This is a genomic window from Streptomyces sp. NPDC002476 (genome assembly GCF_042889785.1).
Lineage (GTDB): Bacteria > Actinomycetota > Actinomycetes > Streptomycetales > Streptomycetaceae > Streptomyces.
Window position 1 is genome coordinate 15,410 of sequence record NZ_JBIARH010000002.1, and the last position, 22,740, is coordinate 38,149.

14 protein-coding genes and 1 pseudogene are annotated in these 22,740 nt (G+C 69.3%); 6 read left to right on the forward strand and 9 right to left on the reverse strand.

Features of this window, described 5'->3' with window-relative positions:
• Position 1 precedes the first annotated feature (1 nt).
• Positions 2-709 (reverse strand): succinate dehydrogenase, encoded by a 708-nt coding sequence (locus ACFYXM_RS02050; protein WP_389285978.1) that lies wholly within the window; start codon positions 707-709, stop codon positions 2-4.
• 96 nt (positions 710-805) lie between these two features.
• Between ACFYXM_RS02050 and ACFYXM_RS02055 the strand changes: the two genes are divergently transcribed.
• On the forward strand, positions 806-1,717 hold the full coding sequence (locus ACFYXM_RS02055; RefSeq protein WP_389285979.1) for a LysR family transcriptional regulator: 912 nt from the start codon (positions 806-808) through the stop codon (positions 1,715-1,717).
• Between the two features lie 139 nt (positions 1,718-1,856).
• On the opposite strand, the gene ACFYXM_RS02060 is transcribed toward ACFYXM_RS02055, so the two are convergent.
• Both ACFYXM_RS02060 and ACFYXM_RS02065 read right to left on the reverse strand, forming a co-directional pair.
• Positions 1,857-4,031, reverse strand: a complete 2,175-nt coding sequence (locus ACFYXM_RS02060; RefSeq protein WP_389285981.1) for a putative bifunctional diguanylate cyclase/phosphodiesterase — start codon at positions 4,029-4,031, stop codon at positions 1,857-1,859.
• Complete coding sequence (locus tag ACFYXM_RS02065) at positions 4,028-4,846, reverse strand: SAM-dependent methyltransferase (protein WP_389285983.1); 819 nt, start codon at positions 4,844-4,846, stop codon at positions 4,028-4,030. Before ACFYXM_RS02065 ends, ACFYXM_RS02060 begins: the two co-directional genes overlap by 4 nt.
• A 1,376-nt stretch (positions 4,847-6,222) precedes the next feature.
• On the opposite strand from ACFYXM_RS02065, the gene ACFYXM_RS02070 reads away from it, so the two are divergent.
• Together ACFYXM_RS02070 and ACFYXM_RS02075 are read left to right on the forward strand one after the other, a co-directional pair.
• Complete coding sequence (locus ACFYXM_RS02070) at positions 6,223-6,354, forward strand: hypothetical protein (protein WP_389285985.1); 132 nt, start codon at positions 6,223-6,225, stop codon at positions 6,352-6,354.
• A 17-nt stretch (positions 6,355-6,371) separates the two neighbouring features.
• Positions 6,372-7,139, forward strand: a complete 768-nt coding sequence (locus ACFYXM_RS02075; protein WP_389285987.1) for a hypothetical protein — start codon at positions 6,372-6,374, stop codon at positions 7,137-7,139.
• Between the two features lie 141 nt (positions 7,140-7,280).
• On the opposite strand, the gene ACFYXM_RS02080 is transcribed toward ACFYXM_RS02075, so the two are convergent.
• Positions 7,281-7,532, reverse strand: coding sequence for a hypothetical protein (locus ACFYXM_RS02080; protein ID WP_389285989.1), 252 nt, complete (start codon positions 7,530-7,532; stop codon positions 7,281-7,283).
• An 830-nt stretch (positions 7,533-8,362) separates the two neighbouring features.
• Here ACFYXM_RS02080 and ACFYXM_RS02085 point away from each other — a divergent pair.
• Positions 8,363-9,016: a peptidoglycan recognition protein gene (locus ACFYXM_RS02085; RefSeq protein WP_389285991.1), complete on the forward strand. Its 654-nt coding sequence runs from the start codon at positions 8,363-8,365 to the stop codon at positions 9,014-9,016.
• Positions 9,017-9,062: 46 nt separating this feature from the next.
• On the opposite strand, the gene ACFYXM_RS02090 is transcribed toward ACFYXM_RS02085, so the two are convergent.
• The 5 genes from ACFYXM_RS02090 to ACFYXM_RS02110 all read right to left on the reverse strand — a co-directional run bounded on the left by ACFYXM_RS02090 (position 9,063) and on the right by ACFYXM_RS02110 (position 20,605).
• Positions 9,063-10,052 (reverse strand): helix-turn-helix domain-containing protein, encoded by a 990-nt coding sequence (locus ACFYXM_RS02090; protein WP_389285993.1) that lies wholly within the window; start codon positions 10,050-10,052, stop codon positions 9,063-9,065.
• A 307-nt stretch (positions 10,053-10,359) separates the two neighbouring features.
• Positions 10,360-10,995 (reverse strand): hypothetical protein, encoded by a 636-nt coding sequence (locus ACFYXM_RS02095; RefSeq protein WP_389285995.1) that lies wholly within the window; start codon positions 10,993-10,995, stop codon positions 10,360-10,362.
• The gene (locus ACFYXM_RS02100) at positions 10,995-14,669 is read right to left on the reverse strand and encodes a S8 family serine peptidase (RefSeq protein ID WP_389285997.1); all 3,675 of its coding nucleotides are present in this window, start codon (positions 14,667-14,669) and stop codon (positions 10,995-10,997) included. Before ACFYXM_RS02100 ends, ACFYXM_RS02095 begins: the two co-directional genes overlap by 1 nt.
• A gap of 464 nt (positions 14,670-15,133) precedes the next feature.
• A complete protein-coding gene (locus ACFYXM_RS02105) occupies positions 15,134-18,871 on the reverse strand; it encodes a S8 family serine peptidase (RefSeq protein ID WP_389285999.1) in 3,738 nt (1,245 codons plus the stop codon).
• An 891-nt stretch (positions 18,872-19,762) separates the two neighbouring features.
• On the reverse strand, positions 19,763-20,605 hold the full coding sequence (locus ACFYXM_RS02110; protein ID WP_389286001.1) for a polysaccharide deacetylase family protein: 843 nt from the start codon (positions 20,603-20,605) through the stop codon (positions 19,763-19,765).
• Positions 20,606-20,827: 222 nt separating this feature from the next.
• Here ACFYXM_RS02110 and ACFYXM_RS02115 point away from each other — a divergent pair.
• Both ACFYXM_RS02115 and ACFYXM_RS02120 read left to right on the forward strand, forming a co-directional pair.
• Positions 20,828-20,948, forward strand: a pseudogene (locus tag ACFYXM_RS02115) (universal stress protein); the annotation flags it as partial.
• Positions 20,949-21,057: 109 nt separating this feature from the next.
• Positions 21,058-22,503: an amino acid permease gene (locus tag ACFYXM_RS02120; RefSeq protein ID WP_389286003.1), complete on the forward strand. Its 1,446-nt coding sequence runs from the start codon at positions 21,058-21,060 to the stop codon at positions 22,501-22,503.
• Positions 22,504-22,740: the final 237 nt, after the last annotated feature.

Sequence of the window (22,740 nt, forward strand, 5' to 3'; positions counted from 1 at the left end):
GTCAGCTCACGGCTCCGGTCATGACGGCGACGGGTACGGAGACGAAGCCCACCGTCAGCGCCAGGGCGAGGATGTCGGCAAGGGTCCTGAGAAGGCGGTCGCGGGCCGCGTTGCCCGCACCGAGGGTCTGGGCGGCGCTCCAGAAGCCGTGCCGGACGTGGAACCCGAGGGCGACCACGGCGACGATGTAGATGACGTTGCCGTACCAGGTGGAGAAGGTGTCGACGACGTTCTGGTACGGGTGCCCGGGCTGGAACCCGCCGGAGTGCACCGTGCCCGTCGTCAGGTCGAGGATGTGCCACACGATGAAGAGGCCGAGGATGATCCCGCCCCAGCGCATGGTCCGGGTGGCGTAGCTGGCGCGCGGCCTCTTGTGGACATACGCGACGGGGCGGGCCCGGATGTCGCGGCGGCTCAGCTGGTACGCGGAGACGGCGTGCAGCACCACCGCGGCGACGAGCACGAGGCGCAGCAGCCACAGCGCCCACTCGTAGTGCAGGACGGGCTCACCCATGGTCCGCAGCCAGTGCGCGTAGCGATTGAACTCGCCGGAACCGAAGAAGATCTTCAGGTTGCCGACCATGTGGGCGACCAAGTAGAGGAGCATGATCAGGCCGCTCACGGCCATGATCGTCTTCTTGCCGACGGAGGAGTCCCAGAGCGTACGCGTCATGGACGGCCGTCGGTCCGTCCCTGTTGCCGATGCCATGGACACGACGCTAGGGCCGAACGGCCTCATCGGTCCAAGACATGAAACAGCTCATCTTCATAGGCTTTGGCTATTGCTGGTGGTTAAGGTGCGTCCATGCAGTTCCAGCAGCTGGTCTATTTCGTGGCGGTCGCCGAGACCCTGCACTTCACCCGTGCCGCCGAGGCGGTGCACGTCTCGCAGCCCTCGCTCTCCCAGCAGATCCGGGCGCTGGAGACCGAGCTGGGGGCGGAGCTGTTCAGCCGGGCCCGCGGCAACATCACGCTCACCGACGCGGGCGAGGCGCTGCTTCCGCTGGCCCGCCGCATCCTGGCGGACGCCGACACCGCGCGCCACGAGGTGCAGGAGCTGGCCCAGCTCCGGCGGGGCCGGGTGCGGCTGGGCGCGACGCCGAGCCTCTGCACGGGTCTGCTCCCCGACGTGCTGCGCGCCTTCCACGACCGGCACCCGGGCATCCGGCTGCTCCTGGAGGAGGGCGGCTCGCTGGACCTGGTGCGGGAACTGGCCCGCGGCGCACTCGATCTCGCCCTGGTGGTGCTGCCGCTGCCCGCCTCCTCACCCGCGCTCACCACGGTCGAGCTGCTCCAGGAGGACCTGGTCGTGGTGTCGTCGGCGCATGCGCCGCGGCCCGGCCGGGGCGGGAGCGTGGCGATCTCCGACCTCCAGGGCGAGCCCCTGGTGATGTTCCGGCACGGCTACGACCTGCGCGAGCTCACAGTCGCGGCCTGCCGGGCGGAGGGCTTCGAGCCCTCGTTCACGGTGGAGGGCGGGGAGATGGACGCGGTGCTCGGCTTCGTCCGGGCGGGGCTGGGGATCGCGGTGGTGCCGAGCATGGTCGCCCGCCGGGCCGGGCACGGGCTGCGGACGACCCCGCTGGCCCGCCCGGGGCTGCGGCGCACGATCGCGCTGGCGCACCGCAGCGACGTGGCGCCGCCGCGCGCGGCCCGCGAGCTGCAGAGGGTGCTGCTGGCCAGCCGGACGGGCACGTCCGACCTCTCCGACGGCTGAGAGCCTGTCGAGTGGCCCTGACCGATCGAAGGTCGCCCGACAGGCTCTGCGCGGGGCGGACGGCGCGTCCGGTCCCGGGCCGCCTCGTGATCCCCGCCCCGGGGCCCGCCGCCGGGCGGACGTCCGTCGGCCGCCCCGCTCACACCGCGTCGGCCAGCAGCAGCGAGTGGATCCGGTCCGGAGCGCCGGGCCGCGCGTAGTACCAGCCCTGGGCCGTGTCGCAGCCCAGGTTCCGCAGCTGCTCGGCCTGCGCCCCGGTCTCCACGCCCTCCACCGTGACCGCGAGGTCGAGGCTGTGCGCCAGCGAGACGATCCCCTCGACGATCTTCAGGTCGACCGGGTCCGCCGGGTGCCGCTGCATCCCTTGAGTGAAGGAACGGTCCAGCTTGAGCACGCTGACCGGGAGCCTGCGCAGGTTCGCCAGGTTCGAGTAGCCCGTGCCGAAGTCGTCGAGGGCTATGTCCACGCCCATGTCGGCCAGTTGACGCAGCGGCTTGAGCAGGTCGTCGTCGGCCCCGATGAGCGCGGACTCGGTGACCTCCAGGCACAGCGCCCGGGGTTCCAGCCCCGACCGCTCCAGCACGTCGACGGTCTCGGCGACCAGACGCGGATGGTGCAGCTGGGTCGGCGAGACGTTGACGTTGATCCGGAGCGGGCCGCCGTCGCTGTGCCGCTCCTGCCAGAAGTTGGCCTGGCGCACGGACTCCTCCAGCACCCAGCGGCCGAGCGGCACGATCAGGCCGGTGTGCTCCGCGAGCGGGATGAACCGGTCCGGACCGAGCACCCCGTGCTGCGGATGGCACCAGCGCACCAGGGCCTCCGCCCCGTGCACCGTGCCGTCGCCCAGATGCACGAGCGGCTGATACTCGATGAAGAACTCGCCGCGTTCCAGGGCCGCGGGCAGGGCGGTGGTCAGCCCGTGCCGGGTGATGGCGCGGGCGTCGGCCTCGGCGTCGGCGAGCTCGAAGCGGTTGCCGCCCGCGGACTTGGCCCGGTACATCGTGATGTCGGCACTGCGCAGCACCTCCGCGGCGCCCCGTTCCCGGGCCGGCCCCTCCACGATCCCGATGGATCCGCGCACGGTCAGCTCGCGGCCCTCCAGCCGGACAGGGACGGAGAGCGCACCCAGGATGCGGCAGGCGAGTTCGTCGACCTCCTTCTGGGTGTCGGCTCCGGTGGTCAGCGCCACGAACTCGTCGCCGCCGAGCCGGGCCACCATCTCGCCGGGCGCGGTGGCGCAGCTCTGCAGCCGGTCGGCCACCTCGACCAGCAGCCGGTCCCCCACCGCGTGCCCCAGGCTGTCGTTGACCGCCTTGAAGCCGTCCAGGTCGAGGTAGCAGAGCCCGAAGCGACTGCCGTCCTCGGCGGCCAGCGCCTTCTCCAGCCGTTCGAAGAACAGCGTCCGGTTGGGCAGGCCGGTGAGCGCGTCGTGGGTGGCCTCGTAGCGCAGCCGCAGGTTGAGCAGCCGGCGCTCGGTGGTGTCCTCCATCAGCGCCAGCTGGTACTCGGGCCTGCCTTCGGCGTCCCGCAGCAGCGACACCGTCAGATTGGTCCACAGCACCGTGCCGTCGTTGCGGTAGAACGGCTTCTCGACCCGGAAGTGCTCGCGCTCGCCGCGCACCAGCTCCCCGTAGTACTTGCACACCTGCGGCGAGTCCTCGGGGTGCACCCACTCGTCGACGCGGTGGCTGAGCACATGGTGTTCGAGCCCGCCGAACATGCGGGTGAGGGTGTCGTTGACCTCCAGCACATTGCCGTCCAGGTCCGCGATCCCGATACCGATGGCGGCGTCGTCGAACACGGCCCGGAAGCGTGCCTGGGTGGCGTGCAGGGCCTGTTCGGCCTGGGTGCGGGCGGTGAGCGCCGAGCGGGCGATGGCCTCCTGCTCGGACAGGGTCCGCTCGCGCAGCGCCTGGGTGAATCCGCCTGCGACGGCGTGCTGGATGCGGGAGCAGCGGGCCCGTGCGTCCTCGGTGGGCAGGGCGGCCGCGCCGCTGCCGCCGCAGTAGAGCACCAGGTACGAGTCGATGACGCCGAGCGTGCTGCTGAGCGCGTCCGGGTCCGTGCAGTGGACGGCTACGAGGGCGCTGCCCACCGCGCCCGCGGGCGCCGCGTCGAAGGGGCGCGCGTGCAGGATGTCGCTGAGGGTGCGGGCCAGCGGCAGCAGATGCTGTTCGAACTCCGTGCGCGTCAGGGAGGTGGCCGTCGAGGGGAAGATGGCCCGGCTCCAGATCGTGGCGAATCTGCGGAGCCGGTCCTCGGCGCCGTCGGCCTGCGTGGCGGACGGTGCGGACGACTGGGCGGGGATGCTCACGCCTTGCGTCCCACCCCGCCGAAGCCCGAGAAGGCGAACGGATCTTCCTGGTCCGGCGCCGCGGCGGTGTCGGGTCGCCAGTTCGGCATCGCCACGAGTCCCGGCTCGACCATCTCGTACCCCTCGAAGAACCGGGCGACCTCAACCCGGGACCGCATGATCAGCGGGCTGCGGATGTCCTCGTAGACGCCGACGGCGGCGCCCGCCCGCTCCTTGCTGAGCGGTATTCCCTCGTACGAGGCGTGGGTGATGACGACGAGACTGCCGGGGGCGAGTGCCTCGCGCAGTTCGGCGACCGCGGCCTGCGGCTCGTCGGAATCCTGGATGAAGTGGAGTACGGCGACGAGCAGCAGGGCCACCGGGCGCTCCAGATCGAGCAGTTGGGTGATCTCCGCGTTCTTCACGATCTCCCGCGGGCGGCGGAGGTCGGCGGCGGCGACCACCGCCCGTTCGTTTGCCTTGAGTACGGCCTGACTGTGCGCGACCGCAACGGGATCGTGATCGACATATGCCACCCGGGCCTCCGGATCGGCCGCCTGGGCGACTTCGTGCACATTGCCGAAAGTCGGTATTCCGGATCCGATGTCCAGGAACTGGGTGATGCCCTCGCCCACCGCGTATCGCACGGCCCTGCGCATAAAGGCCCGATTCGCCTGCATGATCTTGGGGAGCCCCGGCATGAACTCCATGGCCTTGCGAGCTGCTTCCCGGTCCACCTCGAAATTGTGCGATCCGCCCAGATAGAAGTCGTACATGCGGGACACGCTCGGCACCGAAATGTCTATGCCTTGCGGTGCCCAGGCGGGACGCTCCATCGATGTCTCCAACAAGTCGCCACGGCGATCCGGCCATGTTCATGGTCAGTGTGGACCAGAGGCTACTGATCGACCGCCAAGAGAGCGAGCGGAAACGGAAATTAACCGTCCGTTATTGGTCACACACCAGTGGCATGTGCAACCACTCCGTCGCTGCGCGTGACGTTCGCGCACCCCTCCGTCATCGTGAAGTACCGTTGCCCGATGGGGAACCGCCCACCGGAGGAGGGTCCGAGGGGGTGCGCCCCATCCGCCTCCCGTGCACGTTCGCCAGTGTTTACCGGACCCGGTGCCATCACGTCGTCACATCACCGAAAAAAGGTACAGACCTGACGGTCGGGAACAGGTACGGACCATGGCGTCGAACAGTTCCGTCCGTTCCCCGGCCCGAATGGAGACGGCAAATCCCTTACCGGCGGAGCCTTTCCCTCTCTTTTGCCAGGAGGGCAAAGACCGGCCACCACCGCGGGCACACTCGGCACCGACGTGACCGCGGACCGCTTCCTTCTCGAACCGGTGAGCGCACCATGCCGTACCCCTCCCGCGGTCACGTCTTCGAGTTCCTGTCGGTCGCGGGGCAAATGCCCGGAACGGCGGCCGGGTTCGGACCGAACGGACCTTCGGCTTCGACCGTTTAACCGGCCCCCCGCGCGCAGCCCGGACCGTCCGACAGGCCCCACCGTCGAAGAACCGGCGCGTTCCCCCGTGCGCTCCTCGAAATCCTCTGCCGCGTCTTCGCGCGGTCACCATCGCAACGCGGCACGTGCCTTTGGCCGCATCGCAGCCGAATGGTATCCCAGCCGCTCCGCCGTGAACGCTGCCGGGGACCGCCCGGCGCCCGCACCGGACGCGCGGGGGCGGCGCCAAGTCCCCGTCGGCCCCGCGGTGTTCGGAGAATTCCCCGACGCCGCAAGCGCTCCGCCGCCATGTCCCACCATCAGGGGAATTCCGACTCCTTCACCGCGTGCCGCGCGAGCGGCGGGAACATGCTCCCGCTCGTGTACGGATCATTCATAGCCCGGCCGGCTTCCGCCGCGGTGCTCCTCTGGCTGTTGTCCGCCCCGGTACCCGCGGGAGCGGACAGCTGCGCGTCCGCCACCCTCGGGCAGGACGGCGGGACTTCGGCCGTCGCCGTGGCGGGCGGTGGCCCCTGTCGCACCAGCCCGCCGCCACAACCGCCGCCGAGACCCTCGCCACCGCGTCCGCCGTCGCCTCCCCCGTCACCGTCGCCGGCCCCCGCGCCGACCCCGGAACCGGCCGCACCGCCGCGTTCCGCATCACCCCGTCCTGAACCCTCACGACCCGGACCGGAAGCCGTGCCACCCTCCCTGTCGCCCGCCCCCTCCGCACGTCCCGCGCCGGCCGCGCCCCGGCCCGTGACGTACCCGGACCACCGCAGGCCGTCCCGCAAGGTCCCGCGGCACGGCCCCTCCCTGGTCACCCTGACCCTGCTGATCACGGCCCCGGCGGTGTTCGCCGTCGCCGTGCTGCGCCCCCGCTCCCGATGACCTCCGGAGAGACATCCATGTCGGAATGGCTCGTTCTCACTATCGCCATGGTCGCGGTCAGCGCCGTGGTCCTGACCATCGCCGTGCTCAACAACCGCCGGGTCGCCGCGGACGACGACCCGTCCCAGACCCCCGACGTCATCGAGTACATGGTGATGATGATCGGCGTGGTCTACGCGATCGTGCTGGGCCTCGCGATCGCCGGCGTCTGGGAGGGCCGCAGCGCCGCCCAGGAATACGTGCGCCAGGAGGCCCAGGCGCTGCACGAGGTGAGCGCGCGCTCCTCGGTGTACCCGGCCGGGGTCCGCAAGCGCATCCGCGCCGACGTCGACGCCTATGTCGCCCACGTCGTCCACCACGAGTGGCGGACGATGGCCGAGCACGGTTCCCTCGACGCCGAGGGCACCCGGCTGCTCGACCGGGTGCGCGCCGACGTCACCGACTACCGGCCGGCGAACGACCACGAGGCGGAGTCCTACCAGCCATTGGTCGACCGGGTCGCCGCGGTCGACGACGCGCGCGGCGCACGCGGGCAGAGCGCGGGCGCGACCATGCCCGGCGTGGTCTGGTTCGGCCTCGTCATCGGCGCGCTGGTGACCGTCGGGCTGATCTTCACGCTGCAGATCCGCAGGACCTCCCGCGAACTGCTGCTGGCCGGCCTCTTCAGCGCACTGATCGCTTTTCTGCTCTTCCTGATCTGGGACTTCGACACCCCCTTCGGCCGGGGCATCTCGGCCACGGCGGAACCGTTCCTCGACCTGTTCCCCGGCGTGGCGGGCACCTGAGGGCTGTGCCGTCGCCCCTGGCGGGCGCGCGGCGTCGGCTGCGGCGCCGCCTTGTCGGGACGTCCGCGTACATCCGGTATGCGGACGTCCCTGCGCCTTGCGATCCACCACGTCCGACGCCGCGGGCCGATCCACCACGGATCACCAACGGCCCTTATGGCGCGGCCTCCAGGTGAATTTGTCGCCGCCCACCCACCGGATCACGTCCGGGTCATCGAGGTCGTGGACCGTGATGCCCGCGGACGCGGCCGCGACGAGCACATCGGTCACCGATGTGGCCGCGCTGGCGACCTCCCGGTCGATCTCCACGATACGGAAGGGCGGATCACCTGGCTGCACGGCCAGCACCGTGATCCGAGGCGTCGAAATATGAGGGCTTGCACTTTCGGTCACGTATTGATCCGTTCCACTCCGTGGTCGGCAATATGCCCGGCACCCGGATGGGTGTCGCGCCCGGGTACCCCACCGCGAGTGCGCCGAGGGCCATCCGGCCACGCCGGGTCCCCGTTCCAGAGCAACCGGAGTCGCGCCGTCGGCCCGGCCTTCCGGGAACGGGTCCGATCCGCGCGAGGCGTCCCGCACGACCGTCGATCACCCGGAGGTGGGTGCCATGACGCTGGACTGCTGCGTACGCGACACCACCGACGGCGCCCCGGGCATCATGATCTGCACCGCCGAGCCCGACACCGGGACGCCGGGCGACGGGGTCTCCTCGCCGTCCTGGGCATCCGGATACTCGTCGGACAGCCTCCTGCCGCAACCGTCCCTCGTCCGGCCGCATGCTGGGGCCAGGCCTCGGTCCGGCCGTGCTCGCCGGCCACCGCAGTCGCGCGGATCGTCCTGCGCACCACCGACCGTGCGGCTCCCGCGGGCGGGGACCTGCTCGCCTGCATGCAGTAACCCCGGGCGCACGCCGGACCTTCCACCGCAAAGCTATGGGGATACGCGCTCCCGCCATCCTGTCGGCGAAAGACGAAGAAGGTTTTCCCGTGCGTTTTTGCAGAATTGCGCTGTGGGTCACGGCTCCTGTGGCCGCTGCTCTCCTGGCGGCGCCTCCAGGAGTGACGACGGACGGCACCGTCGGCGGGACAACACCGGAAGGCCCCCTTTCCGCATGGCGCGCCGGAGCAGTCCGGCCGTTGGCCATCGAGTCCGCGCTGCCGTTCCCTGCCCTCGGAGCGGCCTCGGCGGCATTCCCCCACGGAGCGCCTCGGCCGGCCGTCGTGTCGCGTACCCAGTGGCGGGCCGACGAGACCAAACGCGACCCCCATGCCCACTACTCGCAAGGAGTGAAGGCGGTCTTCATCCATCACACCGACACTCCCAACAGCTACGACTGCGCCGATGTCCCGCGTACCGTGCGCAATCTGTATGCGGGCCAGACCCGCGACCTGCGATGGGGAGACCTGGGCTACAACTTCCTCGTCGACAAATGCGGAACCATCTACGAAGGCCGCGCCGGCGGTGCCGACCGCCCGGTCGTCGGCTCCCACACCCTCGGGTTCAATCAGGGCACCACGGGCATTGCCGCGATCGGCACCTTCGGGCGAGGCACGCCCGTGCCGGCAGCCATGGAGCGCGCGATCGCGGCCCTGGCCGCCTGGAAGCTCGGCTTGAGCGGTATCGATCCCACCAGCAAGGTGCGGCTCACATCCACGAACGACAAGAGTCTTTATTCCAAGGGGATTTCAACCGAATTCGACGCCGTCTCCGGCCATCGCGACGGCTATGCCACCACCTGTCCCGGCGAAGCGCTTTTCGCGCGGCTCCCGGCGATCAGGAACCTTGCGGCCCGCCTCCAGGGCAGGTCCCCGCGAACACCCTCCGGTGCGGGCCTGCCCACGAGCCTGCTCAGCCTCCAACACATCAGCCGCTGACGATCACGGCGCTCAAGCACGCTCCGGTCCTGAGGCAGGTTGACCTTCAATCGCCGTCCTGCTCGGCGTCGAGCCAGCCCAGCCGTGCCGCGCGAAAGCCCAACTGCATGCGATTCTGTACTTTCGCGGTGTCCATCATCTGCCGGATCCGGCGCTGCACCGTCCGCATGGAGGTCTGCAGTTGGGTGGCGATCGCCTGGTCGGTGAGGCCGGTCAGCAACAGACTGAGGATCTGTGCTCCCAAGTCGTCGATGGCGGGCGCGTTCTGCAAGGCACCCGCAGAGGTGACGAGCGGCGTTGCCTTCTCCCATTCGGACTCGAACAGTGCGATCAGCGCGTCGAGCAGGCTGCACGCGTGCACGAGCAGGGCTCCCGCCTTTGCGGCATTGGCCGAACCGAGGAGTGGGACGACGGCCAACTCGCCGTCCACGATGAAGAGTTTAAGTGGTACTGATTCAGCGATTCGGACCATTTCTCCGGCGGCCCGCGCCTGGGTGATCTCGTCGAACGACGGATCTCCCCCGTCGAGCATCACGCGTTCGACTATCACCCGGTAACGGACACCGCGTTCGATGACCGCATCTTCGGTCATGTTTCCGGACGAAAAGAACGGCGCCTTGACGAAGTTCATGACCTCCTTCCGTGCGCCGAGCTGTATGTGTGCGATGTGCTCGCGGATGGCCTCGGCGCCGTGGATCACGTCGACGACCTCCGCCGCGCCGCGTCCGAGAGTGGCCGCGCGGTAGATTTCGTCGAGGGAGTCGAGTTCGAGTTTCGCCACATTGAGCTCGTTCTGCCGCTGGATCAGGGGCGCCCGCAGCGCCGCCGCCGGTGGGGCGGCGGCGAACCGAGTGGTGTCGCCGAGGCAGCGCGCGACGAGCCCCCGGTCTTCGAGCCTGCTGAGGATGCCCACCACCCCACGGATGTCGCAGCCGATGAGTTCGGCGAGTCCGGTGGGCGTGGCGGAGGCCACCGAGACCAGAATGCGGTAGGTGTCCGCCTCTTCGGGGGCAAGTCCCAGCACGTCTGACAGCATGATGCCTCTCCATCCGTCCGTCGGTACTCCGGCCCGGCGTCTGTGTCGTGGGAGGAGTGCGCCGGCCTCCCTTCGCCACCGGGGCGAGGCCACCGGAATGCGGATCCGCGGTATGCCGTTGGTCCGGTGTGAGCGGCACCGGACCAACGGCATGATCAAGCGGTGCGGGTACGGAGCAGTTGCTCGCGAACTGTCTGCGGGCGCTGCCCCTGTCCGCATGCGCCGAGCAACTCGCCGAAAACGCGGGTCGCAGCCGGGGCGAATCTCATGTCTCGCCCCGGCCGTGACCCCTTCGGGTCGGTTCGCCTCAGCGCAGTCGGTACGCCTGGGGAATGGTCTGCTCGACTTCATTACCGGCACTGTCGGTCGCGGTGATCCGCAGTGCGACTCCTTCGGGAGCCTTGTCGCGCTTCGGGTGCTTGATGCGCGCCGTGAAGGTGTTCTTCCCGTCCGCCTTGGTGCTCACCGACTGCCAGGTCTTGCCACCGTCGAAGCTGGCCTCCGCCCGCAACTCGGTCACGGTCGGTGGCGTGCTGAGCCGATCCTGGTAGTAGCCGGTGACGGTGATGGGGTGGGGCCCGTTTGCCTTGGCGGTGTTGTCCAGCCCCAGGCCCAGGTCGTACCGCAGGAAGATGAGCGGCTCCGGACGGCACGGACCGGTTTCCTTGACAACGACGTCCGCGACGCACGGCTGTGACGTCGGCGTGTCAGGCTTGGTCGGCCGGTCGGAGGTGTACTCCCACGCGGTCTTGACCCCGTTGGTCTCCGCCTGGAACGTGTAGCGGGCTGATTCCGCAGGCAGGTCGTACGAGATGACGTCGGCCTTGCACCCCGCCAGCGCGAGCATCGCTACGGCTGCCGACGCCGCCAGGTTCACCTTCCGGCGCCATCCCGATGGCGTGGCCGCGTTCATCGGAGCGGTCTCCTTTCCCATTTCGGTCATCACCGCCCGCTCCTCGACATCAGGCCCGACGCGTTGCCGGGCTCGCCGAGTTGGAAGGCGAACTCGACCGGGTTGAGCTTCTGCTGGAGTTCGTGGCCGGCGTCGTCGAAGAGGCTCACCTTGCAGGCGGGGGGCTCACAGGGCTGGATCCCGTAGATCAAATGGGCGACACCCGTGTCGTTGAGCATGCCCATCATGGTCTGGCGACCGCCCCCGCTGCTGGTCTGGTAGAGGGTGGGCCAGAAGCGGTCGCCCTCCCGGCAGCCGGCGCACGGCAGGCCGGTGTCGGCGGTGAAGCCCGACTTGGTGCGGGCCTGGGGCGCCGCGCCGGGAAGGGACGGACCCTCGTTCCAGTCGATCGTGTTCTTCTTGCCGAGCACCAGGTCCTGGGTTTCGCCCGGGCCCGACGGACGTGCTACGGACGGCGCGAGATAGTCCCTGACGGACATCTCGAAACGGTCGATCGCGTTGTCGTTCCGCGGCCCGACCAACGTGGTGAACTGCCGCTGACTGTCCGGCTTGGGCAGCATGATTTCCTCTGTCACCGGGCCGGACTCGGTCATCCGGTTCCAACTGAAGTGGGGAATCGCGCCGGGCTGGTCGGCGTGGAGGCGGTGATCGACACGGTCGAGATCCCGGGACTGGACCTGGTACGGCAGGTTGCCGGGAACCTTACCGGGGGAGTTGAAGGCCAGAGCGTAGGCCTTGGACACTTCCCGGCTGCCGCCGAGTTCGATCCGGACATCGGACTTCGCTCCGCCCTCGATCCGCTGGATCAGCGTGGCGGCCTGGGCCGGGGGTACGGTCACGATCGGCAGCGCTGCGTACGGATCGACCGGCGGACAACTGCCGGGACCGTTCTCGCACTTGTACTGCCGGGACGACTCGTACTTCAGCAGGGCGATCCGATCGGTTTCACCGGTCACCAGCACCCCGACCGCGCCCACGGAGGCGGCCGCCGCCACTCGCTTGCGCAGTGCGGTGAAGTCGCAGGTCGACCCGCAGATGTCGGTGGGCTTCAGCAGCACCAGCGCACCCTTGGCATCGACCTTGGCGAGTTCCTCGGCCGAGCCGGTGCCCGCGTAGACGACGGGCTTCTTGCCGCCGGTGGGCAGTCGGGGAATCGACGACCGCACGAGGGTGGTTACGGGCTTCCCGTCCTTAGTCCACTTCTGGTTGCCGCCGTTGATGGTGGTGTCCGGTGTCGCGTAGCGGGCGCCCAGGTCGAAGGAGTCGCCGTTCCCCGTGACCTCCATCGTCACTGACGGCGGTACCAGGACATGCTCGCTGTGGAAGTCGAGCGTGCCGAGACTGACCTCACCGGCGGTCGGCAGTCCCCACCAGTTCGGCTCAGCGGGACCGTATTCGGTGGCCAACGACGCCGTGATCCCCCAGTTTCCGTCCACGGAGGTCCGCTCGGTCTTGAAGGCTGCCTGGTATGTCTCGGTCGGCTCCGGGGTGTTCACCTTGACCGGCTTGGCCTTCCGAAGGTCCAGCTCCACCGTGGTCGCTCCGGTGACCTCCACCTCCGGCACCATTGGTGCGGCCCGGTGCAGCTCGCCGGCCGCGTCCCGCCACGTCACCCCGATGGCCGCCGTGACAGTGCCGGAGAATACCCGTGCCCTGATCGTCTCGCCGCCCGGTGCCGTCAGCGGCTTTTCGTACAGGTTCAGCTCGTCCTCGTCGACCGGGACGATCAGCGCGCTGCCGTACGAGACATCGGTGGCACCGGCCGGGGGAATGACCTTGATGGTCAGGTCATGGCGGATCGGCTCCACAAAGGTCGAGATCCGCGACGATCCGAGCAGTGCCCCCGCGCTGTCCTTGGCGGTCAGGACGCCGGCGTATGCGCCGTACTGCCCTGAACTGTCCACCACCCTGCCGTCCATGGTCACCGTCACATCGGCCGAGCCCTTGGCGGGCACGGTCACCTGGTCGGCGCTGAGTGTGAACAGTCCCGCCGGTGCGGGCTTGCCCGCGTAGGAGGCCGAGGCGGAGAGCGTGAGAGTGATCGGCTCGTCGGTCCAGTTGCTGTAGGTGACCGTCCTGGATACCGGCGAGTGAGGGTACTCGGCTCGGCCGAAGACCAGGTTTCCGTCCGGAATGATCTTCGGGTCGATCGCGCGGGCCACGTCCACCCGGCCGGCGCCCTGCGCGAACAGGTCGTGCCCGAGGTCCTTGGAGGTCGCCATCAGCAGTGCCTTGATCTGCCGCCCGGTGAAGTCCGGGTGCTGCTGGGCGATGATCGCCGCGGCACCGGCCATATGGGGCGTGGCCATGGAAGTGCCGCTGGCGGACGTGTAGTACTCGTCCACGGGCTTGCCCATCGAGGAGCCCTTGGCGCGGGCCGCGACGATGGCGACGCCCGGAGCCGCGATGTCGGGCTTGGCCGCGCCGTCCCCGACGCGAGGTCCGCGGCTGGAGAAGGGAGCCATCTGGTCGCTCTTGTCCACGGCCGCGACGGTCAGCGCATCGTCGGCGGCACCTGGCGATCCGACCGTCTCGGCATCCGGGCCGCTGTTGCCCGCGGCGATGACGAACAGGGTGCCGTAGGTGCGGCTGAGAGCGTTGACCGAACTGCTCAGCGGGTCCCGTCCGTCGCTGGGCGCGCCGCCGAGGCTCATGTTGACCACATCGGCACCGGACTTGGCGGCCCACTCCATGCCGGCGATGACCGCGTCGCCGGCGCATCTGCCCTCGTTGTCACACACCTTGCCGATGGCGAGCTTCGCACCGGGCGCCACACCGCGACGCAGCCCGTCGGAGGCCTTGCCGGTACCGGCGATCGTGGACGCCACATGGGTGCCGTGTCCGTGTCCGTCCACCGGACCGTTCGGGCTGTTGGTGAAGTCGATCGCCTCGGCGACCTGGCCGGACAGATCGGGGTGGGTGGCATCGACGCCACTGTCCAGCACCGCGACCTTCACGTTCGAACCGTCATAGCCGCGTTCCCAGGCGGCGGGCGCGCCGATCTGGGGTACGGACTGGTCGAGCTGCAGCTTCGTCAGCTCGTTCAGCCACACCTTCCCCACCCCGGCCAGCGGGCCGGTCGCCAGGGAGGCGGCGGACTTGCCGGTGTTCTTCTTCCGCGCCTCTCGCCACCACTGGCCGTTGCCCTTGATGGTCATCGAGCGGGCGTTGATGCTCGGCAGGACGGCCTTGGCGCTCGTACCGGTGGGGGGCTTCACCGTCCGGGCACTGGTCTTGCCGGTGTACGTGGCGATCACCGGGACCTCGCCGGTCCTGCCCTCGGCCGCCCAGTCGGCCAGCTTGGCGAGGTTGAAGAGCTCCCAGTCCAGCACGTCGGCACGGAGCAGCGGCAAGGCGTCTTCCGGTACGACGTAGACCTGGTCGTTTCTGGTGACGGTGTGAAAGAGCACCGACTCGTTCCCGGGCCGCGTCGCGGGCACGATCTCACGGACGACCGGCTTCCGGTCCTCGGTGACGCCGATCTGCACCTTGTCGCCGGTCACCAGCGTCAGCGACAGGTCCGCCCGGTTCCCGGCGGCAGCCTTGAGAAGGCTGCCGCTGACCGAAGCCGGCAGGTTGAGGGAAGTAGGTGAAGACGGAGCCGGATTCGGGTTGGAGGCGTTCGCCGCGGTGCTCGCCATGACTGTCCCGAGGACGGTCATGCCGACGGCCGCGGTGACCAACCGTCGCCTGAGACGCCTCACCGTGAGACCTCCTGAGATCCCATCATGTCGAGAAAATGGCGCGGGGGATGCATGACTGTCTCCTACTCATCGCGAGAAAGAAGTACGTGCCACATTCGGCAGACACTTTCGGGGTCCATGGCGGACCGAGGCAACCGATTGACAGTGGCGGATTTCCCCCATGTCGCAAACCCGCCACGGCATTCGGCTGGAGGCTGGCTGAGGAACGCCAAACCAATCACGGGCAGGGGAAACTGCTGGCGCCGCGTTCGGGAATGCGGAGCTGCGCCGATGAAGCGGTATATCAAGAGGGCTGATGCGGACGTCGGAACTCTCGGATATGTCCGGTCTTTTCGAGGATGCTCTCGATTTCGGCAATACGGAGGAACGGCGAAGTATCCGACTGCCGGTACAACGGGGTGCGCCCCTGGCGCAAGGGCGTTCCTTGTGCCAGGGGTGCGGTCAGGAAAGGACTGCCATGCGGGTCAGCGCACGGCGTAGGCCTTGATCAGGGTCTGCTCGATCTCGCTTCCGTGGGTGTCCTGTGCCTTGACGCGCAGGGACACGTAGCCAGAATCCGGGTTGTTCACGGACACCTTGCAGCTGCCGTCGCTCTTGCTCTTGACCTTCGCGGGCTGCCAGGTGGCACCGTCGTCGGTGGACGCCTCCACCTTGACTCCGTCGATGTCCGGGGTGGCTCCGTTCTGGAGGACGAACGCCAGGTCGAAGTGGTAGGTGTCGCCGCCCTTGGCGGTGTTCTCCGCGTCCAGGTCCAGGCCGTACCTCGGCCAGAGCAGTGCCAGGTCCTCCTTGCCGTTCGCCGACCGGGCGGACTTGAACGTCCAGGCGGTGCTGGCCTTGGTGGACAGCGGGAACCACGCCGGGTGCTCGGTGTCCATGGTGATCCGGTAGGTCGCCGGGTCAGGGCCGACCGGCAGCGTCGTGAGCGTGAACCAGCCCTGCTCCTTGAGGAGTTTGTCGTCCTGGTACAGCCGCACCGTCGACGCGGTGCCGTTGTCGCCCTGGAAGTAGGCGTAGTGTCCGGGCTGGCTGTCGCCCATCTCCTGCATGTTGAGGGTGACCTTGTCACCGTCGCGGAACGCGAGGGTGCTCTCCGGGCCAGGCGGGCCGTTCACCGCACCCAGCCAGGTCTCCTCGCGCTGCCCGCCCGGGCTGTAGTTGCGGACGAGGTCTCTCATGCTGGTGACGATGTCCTTGCGGTCCGGGTAGACCGTGTGCCACCACCCCATGTCCTTCATCGTCGGCCACTTGCTGCCGGTGGAGTACCACTCCTCCCGGTCCACCGGGGCGTCGTAGAAGTCCACGAGCTGGGTGATGAAGGATTCTCCCGGGCGGATCGCCGAGGTGGTGTCACCGATCAGAGTGCCCTTGGTGCTGCGGTAGTGGGACTTCACCACGGCCGAGTTCTCCGCGGTGACCGCGTCGGTGGGGTCGGCCGGAATTCCACCGGGAACCATCAGCGCGATGTTGTACACGGAGGGATTCTTCTTGATGCCCTGCAGGTTGATCCGCGTGGGACCGTCGGCCATCCGGCCGAAGAGCACCGCGCCCTCGTCCTGGGTGAGGCTCCAGGCCGGGACGGCAGTGCCGGTGACGCGCGGCACGCTGGTGGCGTAGACGCCGGGCCGGTCGTTGACGATGACCGCTGCCTTGGCGCCGGCACCGGCCACGGCGGCGATCTGGTCGACGACCTTCGAGGTGGCATCGCGGGTGACGACCGCGAGCTTGCCGTCGAGGTCCTTGCCGGCCAGGTCCTCCGGCCGTCCCGTGCCGGCGTCGACCGCCTGGAGCTTGCTGGAGCCGTACAACCGGGCCGCATAGGTCACCGGCGTGAGCGGGAGCGCGCCTCCCTGCCCGGCATAGGACGCCCGGATCACCGGCGAGTACCTGCGATCCTGGAAGTTGAACTCGAAGGTGCCGTCCGTCACCGGCTTGGTGGGCACCACATAGGCGTGCTTCGCGAACAGGCTCGACGTACCCTTCATGTAGTCGATCCCCTTTTTGCCGGGGAGGCTCTGGCGGTACCCGAGCTTGTACTGGCTCGACTGCGACACCTTGGGCGTCGAGACCTTGACCTCCTTGCCCAGCCGGGCGTCCATCGTGATCGTCCGGTCCGCCTTCAGATCCACGACGGGCTCACCGGCGAGCGTGTTGCTCACGGCCAGGCCCGTGGCCTTGTCCTTCGTGTACACCATGCCCATGACGGAGTAGCGACCCTGCGGCAGCGCGACGGTCTTGGTTCCGCCCTGGGGGAAGACCTCGCTGACGACCCCATTGTCCAGGTCGAACACCGCGAGCTCGCCGGAAGCCGGGTCTCCGTTCCGGTCGATCGTGTTGAGAGTGAGGTCGACGGTGGGCACGTCCTTCGTGGCGCCGACGGTGGTGCGGATCGCGGTGCCGTCGGCCGCGGTGGCGGTGATGATGCCGGTGTAGTCGCCCACGGCGCCGAGCTCGGGGTGGTAGGTCGCCGTCACGCTCGCGGTGGAGTTCGCCGGGACCGTCACGCTGTTGGCGCTGAGCGTGAAGATGCCGTCCGGCGGGGGTGCCGTCTCTCCGGCGCTGAACAGGCGGAGCGACAGCGTGGTGTCCGCCGCGGAGGTGTTGACGTAGTCGATCGTCTTGGTGACCGGCGCGCTCTCGGCCGACTCCTTGCCCATGCTGACGACGGCGGGGCTGGAGTACATCGTGGCGTCGATCGCCTTGGGCACGTCGACGCGGCCGTTACCGCCCTGGTAGGCGTTGTACGAGCCCTGCTTGGCGGTGCTGACCAGCACCTGCTTGAGCCGGTCGGCGGACCAGTCGGGGTGGCGCTGGACGAGGATCGCCGCGGCGCCGGACACGTGCGGGGTGGCCATCGAGGTGCCGTTGGCCGCGGTGTAGTTGGCGTCGACCGGGGTGCCCATCGTGGTGCCGGCGGCGCGGGCGGCGACGATGCCCACGCCCGGTGCGGTGATCTCCGGCTTGACCGCGAAGATTTCCTTGAGCGGGCCGCGGCTGGAGAAGTTCGCGAGCTGGTCCTGTTTGTTCACCGCACCGACGGTCAGTGCGTCCTCGGCGGCACCCGGCGAACCCACGGTCCCCTTGCCCGGGCCGGTGTTGCCGGCCGCGACGACGAACAGCGACCCGGAGGACTCGGTGAGCTGGTTGACGGCCTGGCTGATCGGGTCGGTGCCATCACTGCCGGCCGCCCCGCCCAGGCTCATGCTGATGACGTCCGCGCCCTGGGCCGCCGCCCACTCCATGCCGGCGATGACCATCGATTCGGAGCCCGACCCGGCCGTGTTGAGGACCTTGCCGATGTACAGGTCGGCGCCCGGCGCCACGCCCTTGAGCCTGCCGCCCGACGCGGCACCCGAACCGGCGATGGTCGAGGCGACATGCGTGCCGTGGCCGTGGTGGTCGACCGCGTCGGGGTCGTCGGTGAAGTTCTGCGTCTTCTTCACCCGCCCCGCCACATCAGGGTGGTCGGGGTCGACACCGGTGTCGAGGATGGCGACCTTGGTGCCGGTGCCGTCGTAGTCGGCCGCCCACGCCTCCGGGGCGCCGATCTGCGGCACGCTCTGGTCCAGAGTGACGCGCACCGGCTTGTCGAGCCAGAGCTTCTTGATGCCGCCGGCGAGCTTCGGCGCCTTTGCCGCGGCGGCGCTGTCGTCGTCGACCGCCTCCCAGAACGTCGCCGCCTTCTTCTTACCGGCGTGCAGCGCCACCGCGTTGGCGCTCGGCAGCTCGTCCTTCTTCACCGAACCGGCCGGCGCGGCCTTCTCGAGCGCCTTCCCGGCCTTGCCCGGCGCGCCCCCGTAGGTCGCGATCAGGGGTACGGCGGGGCGGCGCGCGTCGTCGTAGCCGTACTCGACCAGCTTGGTTACGTTGAACAACTCGCGGTCGAGTTCGTTCGCGGCGAGGTAGGGCTGTGCCTTGTCCGGGACGACATAGACCTCGTCGCCCACCTTCATGGTGGTGAACGCCGCCGGGATGCCGTCGGCCGCGGGCGCGACCGTCGCCGCCTGCAAACCGTTGGCGTGACGCTCCAGGGTCACCACGTCGCCGGTGACGAGGGTGAGCTTGTGTGTGGCGACAACGGGGCTGTTCTGCTGCGGCGGGGCGGCCTGGGCCGCCGGCGTCTCGGCGGCGGTGGCGACCGGAAGGACGCCGAGCGTGCCGACCACACAGGCCGCGGTGAGCAACCCCAGGACCGTCCGCACCGGACGGTCCGTCAGCCGGTGCGCCGAGGCGGCGGGGCCGGCCGGGAGCCAAGTCGGCCCAGCCGGTCGTGACCCTCTCATCGACGTGATGACCTTCCCCGAAGGGGAATCAAGGCGCGCGGAACCACGCGCTCGTCGGCTCATGTCGCCAGAACCAAGTGGCGACGATCTCCGCAAACGCCTCATCGAGAGACCTGCTGAGGTTCCGTTGTTCCGGGTTCGCCGCAAAAATGACGCAAGAGATGCACGAGTGTCTCCTACTCATGAAAAAAAGGAAGTACTTGCTTCATGCAGCACTCACTTTCGGCCTCTGCACACACCGAGACAACTGATCGACAGTGGCGGATTCCTTCCATGTCACAAACACGCCACAACGATCGGCCTGGCGAAATGTCATCCGGCGCTCTCGGGGCCCGAGCTTCGGCTTGAGGGCTGTCCCGTATTCCCTGGCGGACCCACGACGAAAGATACGGCGCCTCACCGAGTTTTCGGAGCGCCCGAGTACGCCAGGCCCAGATGCACCTCTCTGCCTTGCGATAAACGGCATATGACGTCATTTGCCGATACGCCAGGGATCACGGGACAGCCCTTGACCGCCGCCTTCTCTCGAAATTTCATCCCGGAATCGACGTCTGATTCTGCGCTATCGGATCGTGTCGAGAGATCGTGAGGTTCACGGGCCGCTGCACCCGGGAGGCGCGCGCCGCCGCAGGGCATCGCGACCGGGCTCTCCCAACTGGCCCGGGACTCAGGCCGGCCGACGGACGAACCGACGGTGAGCGCGACCGTGGACGGTCCCTTGATCACGCCGCCCTCGTCCCGGGCGGCCGCACCGCGAGCGGCGCGGCGAACAGCGTGCCGTTCCGCCCCGGAACGGCGCCGACGGCACGGTCACCGGCGGCGCGGCACCGTGATCCGGTAGCCGTGGTCGAGCAGTTCCGGCAGATAGCGGCGCAGCGCCGACACGCTCTGCGAACGGTCGCCGCCCGCGTCGTGCGACAGCACCACGGCGCCGGGCGCCGCCCCGCTCCGGACCCTGCGGACGATGGTCCCGGCACCGGGTTCGGTCCAGTCCAGCGTGTCGACGGTCCAGGCCATCGGCTCCATGCCGAGATCGGCGCCGATCTCGAAGGAGTTCCGGTTCCACGCCCCGTACGGGGCCCGGTACCAGACCGGCGGGGTGCCGGTGGCCTTCTCGATCACCTCGCTGGTGCGGCCGAGTTCGTCGCGCACCCCGGCCCGGGACAGCCGGGTGACCAGGGGATGCGTCCAGGAGTGGTTCCCGACGGTGTGCCCGTCCTCGGCGATCGCCCGTACCAGGTCCCGGTACTCGTCGGCCATCTCGCCGCAGACGAAGAACATCGCGCGGACATCGTGTTCGCGCAGGGTGGCGAGGATGCGCGGGGTGTAGCGCGGGTCGGGGCCGTCGTCGAAGGTGAGCACCATGGCACGCCCCAGCTCCGGCAGGTGTTCGAAGGGCCTGGTGCGGACCGGGGGCACCGCCGGGCGGAAGTGGGGCGGGGCACCCGCGGTCATGGGCGCCGGCCGGTAGGAGGAGGGCACCTCCCCGAGGGCCGAGGAAAGACCGGCGGCACCCGCCCGCTCCGGCGCGGGCGACCGGACCTGCGTGCCGGCCGGATCCGCGGCGATCACGCGCACGGCACCGGCGGTGCCCAGTCCGGCGGCCAGCCGCAGCAATGCCCTGCGCCCCGGAAACCTCTGATCATTCTTCATGACCAACTGCTCGCACGTCCGCTGCCCCGCGCCGATCAGCGACACCGACCACCGGCCGTTTTGCACCTGATAAGGGGAATGTCCGCGACGTGAGCGGAGTCCGGGCCGGAACCTCGACCGTCGTCGGCATCGGCCGCGGTTCCGGCCGTACCCGCCACCGTCCACACCCCGTCCGGAACGCGCCCGCACCCGGCCCACGCCACGGCCCGCGCCGTCCCCCCGGCGGCGGACGAACTGAAGGCGGACGCGGTCGTGGTGGGCGCCTCGGAGCCGGCCGGTCACCGGTTCGGTGGCGGTCCGGCTGGTGAAGGCGGGCCGTTGGCCCGTCACGGTGGTCCCCTGACCGTCGCAAGCCCCCCGCCCCGGCCCGACGGCACGCCGTCTTTCGGACGGACGTCACCTGGGCCATCATGAGCGCCCGTCAGCGACATCCGTCAGCGGAGGGGTGACTCATGGCCGGGCTGCGAGTGGGCGAGGGCGTGCTGCGCCGCAAGCCGATCGAGCGGATCGACGAGAAGGCGCCGACGGGGGACGCCACCACCCGGCTCAGCAGATCGCTCGGTCTGTGGCAGCTCACGGCGATCGGCGTGGGCGGCATCATCGGCGCGGGCATCTTCACGCTCGCCGGTACGGTCGCGAACGGCACCGCCGGGCCCGCGGTGCTGATCTCCTTCCTGATCGCCGGCGTGGCGAGCGCCGCCGCCGCGTTCAGCTACGCGGAGTTCGCGGGCCTGATCCCGAGGGCCGGGTCCGCGTACACCTACGGCTACGCGGTGCTCGGGGAGCTGGTCGGCTGGTTCATCGGCTGGGACCTGCTGCTGGAGTACACGGCGATCGTCTCGGTGGTGGCGATCGGCATCTCCGGCTACTTCGGCTTCCTGCTCGGCGAGACGGGGCTGAAGCTGCCGGCGTGGATGCTGGGCGCGCCCGGCACCGGGGACGGTCACCGGGTGGACCTGTTCGCCGCGCTGCTCTGTCTGCTCGTGGCGTACCTCCTGACCCTCGGCATCAAGAACGCGGCCCGCTTCGAGACCGTCGTGGTCGCACTGAAGGTACTCGTCGTCCTGCTCGTCATCGGCGTCGGCGTGTTCCACGTCAGCACGGCCAACTACCACCCGTTCTTCCCGTTCGGGGTGAGCGGTGTCTTCACCGGGGCGGCCACGGTCTTCTTCGCGGTGTTCGGCTACGACGCCATGTCGACCGCCGCCGAGGAGTCCAAGGACGCCCAGCGGCACATGCCGAAGGCGATCCTGTACTCGCTGGCCATCTCGATGGTGCTGTACGTGGCGGCGTGCCTGGTGCTGACGGGCATGCAGAGCTACAAGGACATCGACCCGGAGTCGGGCTTCTCCTCCGCGTTCAAGTCGGTGGGGCTCAGCAGTCTCGCCGATGTGATCGCGGCGGGCGCGATCATCGGCATCCTCACGGTGATGTTCACCTTCATGCTCGGGGTGACGCGGGTGTGGTTCTCGATGAGCCGTGACGGGCTGCTGCCGAAGTGGTTCGCCAAGACCCACCCGACCCGGCACGTGCCGACCCGGGTGACCTGGATCGTCGGCGGGGCGTCGGCCGTGATCGCCGGGTTCCTGCCGATCGGCGAGGCCGCCGAGCTGACGAACATCGGCATCCTGCTGGCGTTCGTCGTGGTGTGCGTCGCGGTGATCGTGCTGCGGTACAGGCGTCCCGAGCTGCCGCGTACGTTCCGCACCCCCGGCATGCCGTTCGTCCCGGCCCTCGGCGTGGTGTTCTCCCTCTGGCTGATCACGTTCCTGCAGTGGCAGACGTGGGTGCGGTTCCTCGTGTGGTTCCTGGTGGGTCTGGTGATCTACTTCGGCTACTCGTACCGGAAGTCGGAGATGGCGAGGACTCCGGGGTCGGGCACGGGCCGGCCGGACTGAGTACGTCCGTACGCGAAGACGCCTCGACCGGCCGGGCCGGAGGACGTCCGTACGGGATCACCCCGGACCACCGAATTGACCAGACATCCGTTCGAAGTCGGGCGGCGGGCCGCCGACCGTCCGCCGCCCGCCCGCCGTCCGCCGGACCGTTCACCGCACCATTCGCCGCACTGTGCGACCGCTCGTCGCACGACACCGCCCGTCGCCTGTTCCCGGGCGCCCCGATGCGTTCGGATA